The sequence below is a fragment of the Dyadobacter jiangsuensis genome (assembly GCF_003014695.1).
Classification (GTDB): domain Bacteria; phylum Bacteroidota; class Bacteroidia; order Cytophagales; family Spirosomataceae; genus Dyadobacter; species Dyadobacter jiangsuensis.
Genome location: NZ_PYAS01000007.1, coordinates 409,368 through 422,291, shown reverse-complemented (window position 1 = coordinate 422,291; position 12,924 = coordinate 409,368). Strand labels below are relative to the sequence as shown.

The 12,924-nt window shown below is 53.1% G+C and carries 8 protein-coding genes; 2 read left to right on the top strand and 6 right to left on the bottom strand.

All coding sequences use genetic code 11. From position 1 onward, the window contains the following. Window positions 1-41: 41 nt before the first annotated feature. Window positions 42-1,346: a T9SS type A sorting domain-containing protein gene (locus CLV60_RS16875; protein ID WP_106596529.1), complete on the bottom strand. Its 1,305-nt coding sequence runs from the start codon at window positions 1,344-1,346 to the stop codon at window positions 42-44. Between the two features lie 14 nt (window positions 1,347-1,360). After that, window positions 1,361-2,887, bottom strand: coding sequence for a tail fiber domain-containing protein (locus CLV60_RS16870; protein ID WP_106596528.1), 1,527 nt, complete (start codon window positions 2,885-2,887; stop codon window positions 1,361-1,363). Window positions 2,888-3,215: 328 nt separating this feature from the next. Here CLV60_RS16870 and CLV60_RS16865 point away from each other — a divergent pair, with 328 nt between their 5' ends. After that, window positions 3,216-6,266 carry a sensor histidine kinase gene (locus tag CLV60_RS16865; protein ID WP_106596527.1) on the top strand — a complete coding sequence of 1,017 codons (3,051 nt, stop codon included), beginning with the start codon at window positions 3,216-3,218 and terminating at the stop codon, window positions 6,264-6,266. On the opposite strand, the gene CLV60_RS16860 is transcribed toward CLV60_RS16865, so the two are convergent. From CLV60_RS16860 to CLV60_RS16845, 4 genes are all read right to left on the bottom strand, one after another. Then, window positions 6,193-6,849: a response regulator gene (locus tag CLV60_RS16860; protein WP_106596526.1), complete on the bottom strand. Its 657-nt coding sequence runs from the start codon at window positions 6,847-6,849 to the stop codon at window positions 6,193-6,195. The two genes, CLV60_RS16865 and CLV60_RS16860, sit on opposite strands and share 74 nt — an antisense overlap. Window positions 6,850-6,939: 90 nt before the next feature. Further along, a complete protein-coding gene (locus CLV60_RS16855) occupies window positions 6,940-7,584 on the bottom strand; it encodes a helix-turn-helix transcriptional regulator (protein ID WP_106596525.1) in 645 nt (214 codons plus the stop codon). Between the two features lie 54 nt (window positions 7,585-7,638). Continuing rightward, window positions 7,639-8,277, bottom strand: coding sequence for a response regulator transcription factor (locus tag CLV60_RS16850; RefSeq protein WP_106596524.1), 639 nt, complete (start codon window positions 8,275-8,277; stop codon window positions 7,639-7,641). A 107-nt stretch (window positions 8,278-8,384) separates the two neighbouring features. Next, entirely contained in the window at window positions 8,385-9,128 is a 744-nt protein-coding gene (locus tag CLV60_RS16845; protein WP_106596568.1) for an NUDIX hydrolase, read from the bottom strand. 295 nt (window positions 9,129-9,423) lie between these two features. Between CLV60_RS16845 and CLV60_RS16840 the strand changes: the two genes are divergently transcribed. Then, window positions 9,424-12,864, top strand: coding sequence for a ThuA domain-containing protein (locus CLV60_RS16840; RefSeq protein WP_106596523.1), 3,441 nt, complete (start codon window positions 9,424-9,426; stop codon window positions 12,862-12,864). The last annotated feature ends 60 nt before the right edge of the window (window positions 12,865-12,924 follow it).

The following is a 12,924-nucleotide window of genomic DNA, read 5'->3' as shown; positions in this document are numbered from 1 at the left end:
TCAAAAAGGTCTGTAAGCAATCTTACAGACCTTTTTAGTGTCTATTTCCTCAGAAAAAACCGGCTGGTAGCCTCTGTGCCGTCCTTTCGGATCACTTTCAGCAGATAGGTTCCGCCGGGTACGTTCTGGATATCCAGCTCGCCGTCGGTAGCCACGGGCACATCCCGGCGAAGTCGGCCCGAGAGGTCGGTCAGCATGACGCGGGTAATGCCCGCCGGATTGCTCACGTACACGGGCCCGCTGGCCGGATTGGGAAATACCCATTGTCCGGCTCCGTGCCATTCGACGAGCCTCACGCGGCTGTACGCCTGCGCCCCATCCACGTCGATCATGTGGAGGCGGTAGAAGTTCCTGGCGCCCGATGGTCGTGCGTCGGTAAAGCTGTATTCGTTGCGCACCGTGCTTTCGCCCACCGCTTTTACGGTTCCTATCAATGTCCAGGCCTTGCCGTCGATGCTGCGCTCGATTTCAAACCGGTCGCTGTTTGTTTCTTCGGTGGTAGCCCAGGTTAGAAAGGCCGTCTGGCCCTCGGCCCTGGCATCGAATGCGGCCAGGGTAACCGGCAGTGGGGTGACGCGCGAAGCAAATGTGTAGGCCGTGTACGTGTTGGGTGCCAATCCGCTGACGGTCGTGATGGAGCCGGCCGTGAAACTGCTGGCCCCGCCCAGTACTGATGTTACGTCGACCTTTGAAGGTATCGGAACCCATTGCGAGCCATTCCATCCGGCAATGGTCAGTTTGTCGAGCTGGGCTGTCGTGAGGGTGGAAATGCTACTACCGGCATCCCAGGTGAGGGTGATGGGCGTAGCGTTCGTGCCGTTGATATCCCAATATTCGATCGTGCTGACGGTCTGCAAGGTAGCCTCGAATGTGGCCGATGGAAATGGCCCGCCAGCCGGAAGCGCCGGGTAATTGCCGCCTCCGAGGTTGTCGGTAATGGCCGAAGTCGGGTCGGAATGGTAGTAGGCGCCGTCGGTAGCATCGCCGGCGGCCGCGAACGGGCCGTAGAAGCCATTGTCGCCCACGGGGAATACGAACTGCGAAGTTCCATACTTCCGGACGTAGCCATCCACATGCGCGGCGTCTGACGCGCCCGTATGCGAGGCGGTGGCCGCAAAGTTAAGGACGCCATTCGGATCTGTCCGCACCGTGCCGATAATGCCCGGTAATGCGCCGCTGCCGCCGTTCACGAAGTCGTGTGGTCCGAAGAAAGTCATCTGGGCCCCTCCGAAAACATAGGTATTGCCCGAACTGCCCTGCTGGGCCTGCACAGCCCCCGATAAGGCGAGCAGCGCCACGAATGCGCCGCGATGCAGCCATGATCCTGATTGAGTTGCTCTTTTCATGATACCGGGTCGGGTTATTTACCAATAGCCGTGCTGGAAGTATTGCCGCCGGATGCGCTTTTCAATAGGCTGCGCAGGGACGCGACTTCCTCCTGTGAAAGGGTTTTTCCGGAAAGCTCGGCGGCGAGCGAGGCGTTTTTCGCTTTGAGGTCGGCTACCTGTGCCTGCAACTGCTCGATGAGCGCCTGTTGCTCCTGAACCGCCTTCACGATCAGCGGGGTTACTTTGCCATAATCGACGAGCCATGGCTCTGTTTTAGGATCTTTGCCGCCGACAGTCACTGCATTGGGGAAGATTTTGTAAAGATCTTGTGCCAGGAATCCGGTAAGGCGGTTTTTTTGCTCGTCGATTTTGTAGTTATAATCGGCCACGCGGATTTTCATCAGGTCGGCCAGGCCGTACCTGGTTTTACCAATATTCTCTTTAAGGCGGATGTCCGAAGTTGTATTGTACTGCACGGAGTTCACGTTATTGGCCGGGCTGCTGATAGATCCGATGGTATTCCCCGAGCGGTTGAAGATCTGCCAGTTCAATGCGTCGCCGCCGCCGATTACTTTTGTCAGGTACAGGTTTGCACCTACCGACGAGCGCTGCACGGCCAGCGTACCGGCCGGATTGAGCTCCACGCCGTCCTCATTGGAAGTACCGAGGATCATCGAGCCCGTGAGCGCTCCTGCGGGCGTCACACGGGTAATGCCCGCTACCTGCAAGCGCGAATTGGGCGCGGTAACGCCTGTACCAATCCCGACGAGGCCGGCCTGGGTAACGGCCATGCGCACACCGCTGTGGTCCTGGATTGTAAAGGCGAGGTCTCCCAATGCGGCATCGCTGCGCATGGCGATACGCATCGGATAGGTATCGCTGGTGGTATTGGAGAAATCGATATAGCCATTTGTGACGCCTGCGTTGGCGGACGGGTCGCGGAAGAGCTTGATACCGCCATCCGGTGTGATCCGGGTGCTTTTCAGGTTGTCGGTTGTGCGTGCCTCCACGTGCCCGTTCCGGTAAATCCATGCGTTTTTGGTACCGCCGGCGTCATTGGTAGTACCCCGAAGGTACCAGGCCGTGCGGTTGGGAGCGGCGTAGCTCACCCAGCTGCCGCCTTTACATATGTATTGCTGGCCGAAGGTCGGGCTGGTTTCCAGGGTGTCCGTATACAGTTCGCCGTCGGTACAGTTTCCGCTTGGCTGGCCTCCGCCAAAAGTGTAGGTGTAGTTGGTTTCACCGGCCGTCGCCACCCATTTGGTACCGTCGTTATAGTAAAAACCGGGGACTACGTCGTTGGCCGTAGCGGTGTTGAACACCGTCATACCGGCTACGTGTGCATTCAGGGGAGCGGGGTTGGTAGTTTGTGTAAGTGGAAGACGGGGCAGTAACAATCCTTTGCTTGTACTTTCTACTTCAAGCACGGAATTGGCATTGATGGTGGTCGGGTTATCGCCGATCTTGACCTGGGCAAACAACGGCGAAGCCAGGAGGCTCAGCCCGAATACCGCCGCCGCGGCGCATAATTTCTGAATTTGTAATAGTCTGATTTTCATAAGTTAAGCATATTTAGAAGGTAAAGTTGATAAAGGCGGCTGCCACCTGGGAATGAGGCAGCAGAACAATCGAAATATTTCTTAACCGAAAGGTCAGGACTTGCAGATCGATTTGTTGTACCCGATGGAGATGGTAGGAATAGAAAAATTTCTACAAAAAATTAAGAAATGGTTTTTGTAGATGTGGATTGAATTTGGATATTGTTGGAATGAGGAATTTCCTTACAGGCGTAGTACTTCTTCTATTGATAAAAGTAGTAATTGTCAGATAAACATATATTTTAGTAATTTGAAGGATAAACAACCCTCTACCCAGAACAGTTGAACTATGAGAATCCTCCTGATCGCGTTGATTTCTCTCATTCTGCATGATTTTCCAGCTTTCGCTGCACAGGAGCGCTATATCGTTTCACAATACAATACCGACAACGGCCTTCCCCAGAACAGCGTCAAAGACATTGTTTTCGATGAATGGGGCTATTGCTGGCTTGCTACGGAAATGGGCATGGTGCGTTACGACGGGCAACGCTTTGTCACATACGGCACTTCCGAGTTGCCGGGTTTGAAATCGACGCGCGTGGAGGGGCTTACGAGCGACGACCGCGGTACGCTGTATGCGCGTGTGTACGGGGGGCAGATTATCAAAGTGGCGGTTTCGGGAAGCCAGGCCGCGCCTGTCCCGGTGCTGCTTCCGGCCTGGTCCGTGCATGTGGGGCGGCAAGGGGAGGCAGTAGTTGATAAGGGGATGCGCCGTAAGCTGGCTTACTTCTACAGTCACCTGGGAAAGAAACTATTTCCCTTTTCATCGAACATATCCAACAATGAGGTATACCTTGGAAATGCGGAAAGCCTGCTCTATTTATCGATGGATTTAAAAGCCCCGGTGACGTTGCGTGATTACACAGGAGATAATCCGCAGTATGCGATATTTGCCGGACAGTTTTTGGCGTGTCTTTTACCTGGTAACCGCGTTGAAGCATGGAAGGATGGTCGCAGGGTGACCAGCTATACATCCATTGCCGGGCCGCTGGCTACCAATGTCCATTTTCTTTCGGGAAATTTTCTCACTTTTCCGTGCCCCGACGGATTTTACGCGTACGCGGGCGAATCACTTTACAAAATTACGTTGCACGACGGCAGGCTCCATTCAGAAGTCGAGCTGGAAGATATTCATGTGCCCTTTTTAACTTCTGTCCGCTTCATGCCCGGGCAACAGACGTTCTATTTGGGTTCGCTTACCGATGGGCTGTTTATAGTACGGAAAACGCAGTTCAGTGCTCCACCGTTTTCCTCTGCCGTTCTGGATCAGAGCCTTTATGCACAAGCCAAAGCAGGCGATGACCGGCTGGTCGTGAAAAACATGCTGATTTCGATCGATGAGAAGCCCAGGCAACTGCCCTTCGAACCGGGTATCGCTTCCTGGTTTTTCGCGCCGGGTAACGGGCAGTTGTATTACGAGCAGAATTACAAACTCAATAAGCTCGACATTGCGAGCGGCCGAAGCCAGGTTGTTGCGGCGGAAAACAAGATAATCCATATGAGTCCCGGCGGCGAAGGTCAATACTTTTTTGCGTCGGAAAGAGGCTTTGGCAAGCTTGTACACGACAAAGCCGTCGGGTTCAAGGAGTTTCCGCAAAAGGCCAATATTTTGTTCGCCAGGCAGATTCGCCCGTCGTATTTCCTGGTTTGTACGGAAAAGGGCTTAAAATGGTATGATTATGAACGCAACCGCGTCGATAAGTCGCTGCTGGAAGCGATGCCCATCCGGACGGTTCATGTGGAGGCGGATAACAAGTTGTGGATTTCTACGTATGGAAAGGGGTTTTACCTCTTGCATAACAAGAAGCTCTACCGGATGCCCGCCGGGCCACGGCAGTCGCTGACGACCGTCCATTCATTTATCGAAGACGGCAGCGGCTATTTCTGGCTGCCGAGCAACAACGGGCTCTTCAAAGTAAGGAAAAGTGATTTACAGGCATTTGCGGAAAGGCGGTTGGATAAGGTCAATTTTTTCCGCTTTGACCGTACCGACGGCCTGCCTACGAACGAATTCAACGGCGGCTGCGACCCTTCTTACCTGTGGTTAAAGGACAGCCTCCTGTCGCTTCCTTCCATGAAAGGGCTTGTCTGGTTTTATCCTCATCAAATCAAACCCTATTACCCAACTAAGGCCATCTTTGCCGATAGCCTGACGGTAAAGGGCCGGTCGATCCCGTTCAATACAGGTGGCATTACCCTTTCGCCCGACTTCAAACGGCTTTCCATCCATGTTTCTTCCCCATATTTCGGCAATCCGGAGAACCTCGACCTGGAATATCAGGTTGCCGGGCTCGATCCTGACTGGCATAAGGTGGAGAAGAATGGCGAGGTAACGATTGCGAGTCTTCCGCCGGGCGATTACAAGTTGTTGGTTCGGCGAAACAGCGTCGATATTTCCGATAGCCGGGCCCAATTTACGTTGCCCGTAGAGGTCCAGCCGTGGTTCTACAACACCTGGTGGTTTTATACCCTTTGCATTTGTATGTCGGTCGGGATTGGCTACCTGCTTTTTAAGCGACGGCTCACCAAGTTGCAAAAGGAAGCTCAGGAGCTCGAAAATATCATTTCCGCACGTACGCACGAGCTGAAAGGGGCGGTGGATGACCTGGCGAAATCGGAGATGGCTTTGCTGGAGAGCAACAGGTTCAAAGACCACGTGATTACGATGGTGCTCCACGATATGCGCTCGCCGCTCCGGTTTATTTCACTCATCAGCGGCAATCTTTTGAAAAACCACAAGCATCTCACGCCGGGCGACCTCGATGCCTACCTGGGCGACCTGCATATGGGCACGCAAAACCTGCTGGGCTTTACCGAGCAGTTTTTCATGTGGATCAGCACGCAGCAGCAGGGGTTCAAGATCAGCAAGAACCTGTTTCCGCTGAATGCATTGTTCGAGGAGATCGCTTCACTTTACAAGGAGCTGTTCAAGGTCAATCATAACCGGCTTACCATTGTGCACACCGATCTGGAATGCATTTCGGATTATCAGATCCTGTCGGTTATCATTCGTAATCTGATTGACAATGCCAACAAAAACACAACCGACGGGGAGATTACCCTCTCATGCAGGGAGGAAAACGGGCAACTGCTGATCTCGATCAGCGACACCGGCCAGGGACTGACCGACGAGCAGATTGCCCTCTTTATGAGCCGCGACCGGCAAGCTGGCAATCGCGGCACGGGCAGTCTCCTGATCCATACCATGCTCGATTACATTCAGGGAAGTATTTCGATCACCAGCCAGCCCGGAAAGGGCAGTACTTTTACGATTCTCCTTCAAAATCTGAATCAATTTGATACACCTGGGCAAGATGGTTCAGTTCCAGCAGGTTCTTGATTTCCAGTTTATCAAACACGCGGCAGCGGAAACTGCTGGCCGTAGATGCGCTGATAGACAGTGCATTGGCGACTTCCAGGGCGCCGTATCCTTTGAGCAGGAGCAGCGCTACTTCAAACTCCCGTTTCGAGAGCTTGTCGAAAGGCGTATTGGCGACATTGCCGATCAGCGCATTGGAAAAAATCTCGCTCTGCGATCTTGAAATGTACCGCCGCCCCTGGCTTACAACCTGGATTGCTTCGGCCAGGACCTGATCCGGCTCGGTTTTGTTTACGTACCCGAGCGCTCCTTCGCGGAAGAAGCGGGCCGCAAATACCTTGTCGGGCTTCATGGTGACGACCAGGATTTTGAGCTTCGGCCGGATGCGTAAAATATCGGGGATCAGCGCGAGCTCATTGGTCTCGGGCATATTCAGGTCGGTAATGAGCATATCGAACTCTCGCGCGGAGATTTTCTCGATCACTTCCCGGCCTGTTTCGGCAAATTCTACGACTACGCTGAATCCCAGGACTTCTTTGACGACCATCTGAAGTCCTTTCCGGACAAGCTGGTGATCGTCGGCTATGATAATGGAGAGCGGCATATAGGAAACGGGGCCTTTCAGGATTACGGTTTAATCGTAATGACTGAAATTAATGCATTTCAACCTGAATTGCAAAAGAGCTGCGACTCATTAATTTGATAAAACCGAAGCTAATTCGACGATGTTGATGACGTTTTTCTTTAACATGACCGTCCGCTTGATCGTACTCACCGTGCTATGCCTAACGTTTAACGCCGTCGCTATTTCCGAGGTCTTCATGCCACTCACCAAAAGCCCTGCTACCTGCTGCTCGCGCGGGGATAGCTTATTGGGTTTTCGTTGCAGGTTATATTTGAGGAAGTTACGTATCTGCGACTGATTGACGGGGTCGAACAGGAATTCATAACCGAACTTTTGCAGCGTGCTTTCGCAGATATACCTCCGCGAGGCGAGTACCTCGCGAAGGCATCTTTCGGCTTCCAGATCGGGACAGCCCTTGGAAATGCACCCGCTTGCTCCCGCAAGCAGGAGTGATAATGCCTTTTTGTAAAGGTTGTCATTGTACATGACCACCCACGGAATGGTGCTATGTTTCTGTATAATCTTCGAGTCTATCCCCGTCTTTTCATTCACTCCCACCACTACCAGATCGACTTTGTGACTTGCAAGATATCTTGAAACGCCGGCAACTGTGCCGGTTTCTAAAAAGGTAAACTCGTGTTCGAGATTTTTGAAAAACTCTTTAAGACCCCTCAGAATGATCGGGTGGGAGTCATATAAAATTACGTGGAGCATGATAGTGAGGCGTGTCTGCGAAATGCGTGCCGGTAACCCGGTGTTTGATATACGTTAGTCCAGAGTCTGAATGGCTTGCACCAGATTGGTGACCGAAAGCTTGCGGAATGCACGGGCTTTCAGGGTGCTCACGGTGCTGTGCTGGATCTGAAGGCGGTCGGCGATCTCGCCGGTTTTCAGACCGTTTTTAAGTAACGATGCTACTTCCGATTCGCGGCTGGTGAGCTGGCGTACGCGCGGGCGGTAAGCGCCGGCGCCGTTCCGGATAGCCCTGAACCGCCAGTACTCCGCGTTCACATGCGCTTGCGTGGTGGCACACACATAGCGGCGCTGTTGCAGCACGGCCGAAATGCCCTCCTTCAATGCGGCATCGTTACATTTTTTCGACATGCATGCACCGCCGCCGAGTGCCATGAGGTCCATTGCGTTTTCGGCACCTTCTTCGGTGTAAAGTACCGCGGTTTTCGAAAGGATCGGTGAGATGGCTTCGTTGTTGAGGCTGTCGACGTCATTGACGCTCAGTACCACGAGGTCGAAGCGTTGCGAAGTGGCTAATTTGTAAAACTGGCGCTCACGGGAGGCTTCGGTCACTTTCATGCGCAGCTCCATGGTATCGAGCATGAGCCGGATCCCTTTACGCGAAATAGGATGTAAATCGAATACTAATACTTTCAGGGTGCTTTCTGGTTTCATTTTCACGGGGCGATCTGTTTTCACAATGCAAAGATTCACCCACCGCGGATGTTTTGCAGTGGCTCTCCGCCGACCCGTTTGTAGCTTTGCAGCCACAGCGTCTGCAATTACCCTGCCTGCATACCCTCATTCCGGAACCGGTACAGGAACGGCGCCTTGTTGGCAGCCCCGGTGAACTTCTTTTCCAGCCGTTCGAGCACATTCAGGTCGAGAATTTTTTTCTGAAAGTTGTTGCGGGCAAAAGCGCGGTCGAAAATGGATTCGTAAAGCTCCTGCACTTCCCGCATGGTGAAAGTCTCGGGGAGTAGGTTGAATGCGATGAGCTTCTGATCGAGGTTCAGCTGCAAGGTTTCCAATGCGCATTTGACCATTTCGTGATGGTCCATGATCATCGGCGGCAAATCCCGCACCGGATACCAGTCGATGGACTCGTCGAGCTCGGTTTTCCGGGGCACTACTTTGTTAATGTCCACCAGCGCGTAATATCCGATCGAAACAAACCGCCGGGTAATCCAGTCGAATTCCTTCCGGTCGAACTGCTTGTCGCCCAGCGTATCTTTGTTCAGCTCGATCAGCCTTTCGAGGAAGCGGATATTCGACCGTGGAGCGTCTCCGAACACCCTGAACTGTTCCAGGTAAATATCCTTGATGCCCGTGCGTCCCTCCAATATCCGGCGGGCAGCCTGGTCAATTCCTTCGTTCTGGTAAATAAAACCGCTCGGCAAAGCCCAGAAATCGCCCCGGAAGTTCAGTTTGGGCACCAACACGCTGAGTTGCGAATCCTGATAGCCTAAAATGACGCAGTCGATGGAAAGTTGCTGGATGTAGTTCTGCTCGCTCGGTGAATGGATGTCCCTCATGTGGTAATGGCTTAGGAATGTCGCTGTGAAATTGTCGCTATGAAATAGTTGGTTTGGAAACGCTGCCCGGTTTTAGCCCGGCAATATCGCTGATACGGCTTTCCCGCCCAAAGTTGCCGGCGGAAACATTTTCCAGGCTCTTTAACGGAATACGCCCATAGACGTTGGTAAGGCTATTTATTGCATTGTTGAAATAATTAATAGAATAAAATTTATTGTCTTAAAGATAGACAATAGTGCTTTTTACTGTACATTTGATGGTCACTAATTCAAACGACCTAACCAGATGAAGAAAAAATTACAGGGAGTACTGCTTGGCTGTGCATGGCTCCTCGTCGGTCACGCAATGGCGCAGGCGCCCAAAATGCAGGTGCTGGTTTTCAGCAAGACTGCGGCATTCAGGCACCCGTCGATCGAGGCCGGGAAAAAGGCATTGGGCAAAATGGCGACCGACAAAGGTTTTGGCGTCAGCTTCACGGAGGATGCCGCACAGTTTAAGGAAAGCAACCTGAAAAAGTATAACTCGGTGATCTTCCTGAATACCACCGGGGATATCCTCGATGCAGAGCAGCAAAGTGCATTTGAGCGGTATATTCAGGCCGGCGGCGGCTATGTGGGCATCCACGCGGCCACGGATACGGAATACGAATGGCCCTGGTACGGCGCCTTGGCCGGTGCATGGTTTCTGGACCACCCGATGCCCAACAATGTGCAGAAAGGGAAGTTTATCGTGACCCAGAAAAATCACTGGGCTACCCAGGGAATGCCCGACGAGTTTGAGCGGAGCGACGAATTTTACAGTTTCAAGAATATCTCCCCAAAAATTAATGTCGTCCTGAAAATCGACGAGAAAAGCTATACCGGCGGTAAAAACCCGGACTTTCACCCGATGAGCTGGTACCAGGAGTTCGACGGCGGCCGGTCGTTTTATACGGCAATGGGGCATACCGACGAGACTTTCGAAGAGCCGCTTTTCCTGAACCACCTTTGGGCGGGTATTCGCTATACGACAGGCGGCGACACACCCAAGCCACTCGATTTTGCGAAAGCGCGTCCCGAAGAAAACCGGTTTTCGAAAGTAATACTGGCCGAAAAACTGGACGAACCCATGGAATTGAGCGTGCTCGGCGACGGCCGGATCCTGTTTATCCAACGGAAGGGTGAAGTACTGCTTTACAATATCAAAACCAAAGAACTCAAAACCATTGCCAAAGTGCCTGTAAGTACGAAATATGTGAGCAAGGAAGGCAAGGAATCGATGGGAGAGGATGGTTTGCTGGGGTTGAACAAAGACCCGAATTTTGCACAAAATCACTGGATCTACCTCTATTACTCCGACCCGAACGAATCCAAGAACGTACTCGCGCGTTTTGAGCTGAAAGGCGACGAACTGGACTTGGCTTCGCGGAAAATATTGCTCGATATTCCTACACAGCGCGAGGAATGCTGCCATACCGCCGGCTCCATTGCCTGGGACAAGGATGGTAACCTGTACCTGTCGACCGGCGATAATACCAATCCACACGGCTCCAACGGTTACAGCCCGAGCGACGAACGCGCTGGGCGCGAAGCTTGGGACGCACAGAAATCATCGGCGAACACCAACGACTTACGTGGCAAGATTATCCGTATCAAACCGCAAGCGGACGGAACGTACACGATTCCTGAAGGCAACCTTTTCCCGAAGGGCACCGCGCAAACACGCCCGGAAATTTACACCATGGGCCACCGCAACCCGTTCCGCATTTCGGTGGATCAGCACACAGGGTACGTATATTGGGGAGAGGTGGGGCCTGATGCCGCCAAACCGGATGCCAACCGCGGCCCCGCTGGTCACGACGAGGTAGGGCAGGCCCGGAAGCCGGGGAATTTCGGCTGGCCGCATTTCGTGGGGGATAACAAGGCTTATAACAAGTACGATTTCACGGCCAGCCAGTCGGGTGAGAAATGGGACGTGGCTGCACCGACCAACAATTCCCCCAGCAATACCGGTTTGAAAGTGTTGCCTCCCGCACAGAAGGCATTTATCTGGTATCCCTACGACGCTTCGCCGGAGTTCCCGCTCGTGGGTGCGGGTGGACGTAACGCGATGGCCGGTCCGGTGTTTTATTCGGACGATTTCAAGAATGCGTCGGGGGCTTTTCCTGCCTACTATAACGGCAAACTGCTCGCGTACGAATGGATGCGCGGCTGGATTATGGCCGTTTCCATGGATAAGGAAGGTAATTACGCATCGATGGAGCGCTTTATGCCCAGCTACAAGTTCTCGAATCCAATGGATATGGAATTTGCACAAAACGGGGACCTGTATATGCTCGAATACGGCTCGGGCTGGTTTTCCGCCAACGACGACGCCCGCCTGATCCGCATCGAATACAATGGCGGTAACCGCAAGCCGAAGATCGAAATGGCTGCCAACAAACAGGGCGGTTCGGCACCACTCGCATTGAAACTTACAGCGGCCGGTACCGACGATGCCGATGGGGATGCATTGACCTATTCATGGAAAATCACTTCCAAAAACGGTTTTACCAAAACCATCAATACCCAGGATGCACAGCTGACGCTCGCTAAAACAGGACTTTACAAAGCGACATTGACCGTGAACGACGGTAAAGGCGGTATTTCGACGCAATCGGTCGATGTGACCGTCGGCAATGAAGCGCCGGTGCTGAGCCTGGATATGCCAGGTGCGAACAAGTCTTTCTTCGTGCCGGGCAAGCCATTCCAGTATGATGTGAAAGTGAAGGATAAGGAAGATGGAACATTGGGCAGCGGTATCGACGAAGATCGCGTAGCGGTTAATATCGATTATCTGCCCGAAGGCTTCGATAAAGTGGCTATTGCGCAGGGACACCGCTCTGCCGACGCAGCCGCAGCATTCGCTACGGGAAAAAAACTGATCGAAGCGAGTGATTGCAAGGCCTGTCACGCGATTAGTAAGAAGTCGATAGGCCCGGCCTACACCGATGTGGCCCGTAAATATAAAGGCAACAGCTCGGCAGTGGAAACGCTTACCAAGAAGGTGATCAACGGTGGTGGCGGCGTTTGGGGCGAAACGGCGATGGCGGCACACCCGCAGCTGTCGGCGGCGGACGCTTCGGAAATGGTTAAATACATCCTGAACCTTTCGGGAGATGCCGCAGCGAATGCCGCCTTGCCCGTAAAAGGCAGCTATACCGCCGCATTGCCCAATGGCGACAAAGGCAAGGGGGTGTTCGTAGTACGCGCCGCGTACGAGGACAAGGGCGCGAAAGGCCTGCCTGCGCTACGTTCCGAGCAGACGTTCGTTTTGCGTAACTCGAACCTGGATGTGCATGGTTTCGATGTGTATGATAATGTCAATAAAATGTCCTACGGCGGTAATAACCTTGCTATTCCTTCGAAAACGGGCGCTTACATGGGCTTGAAGCAGGTTGATCTGAACGGCGTTTCGGCTTTCCGCGTGATGGCTATGGCACCGAAACCGCAGCTGAATGCGTCGGGTGGGAAGGTAGAACTGCGCCTCGACAGCCCTACCGGCAAGGTAATAGGAGAATCGGCGTTCCTGGAACCGTCGGACAAGCTGGATTTCAAGCCATCGACCCTGGATATTCCGGTGAAACTACCGGCAGCGGACGGCAAGCCGCATGATGTGTATATGATTTTTGTAAACCCTTCGAAATCTTCCGGCAGTCTGATGGTTGTTATGAGTGCACAGGCAGTGCTGGCGTCTGCAGCGCAATAGCGTTGTAGGGTGGTATTGATTTGTGTTTGGCGGTCCGGCTTTCCGGACCGCCTTTATTTT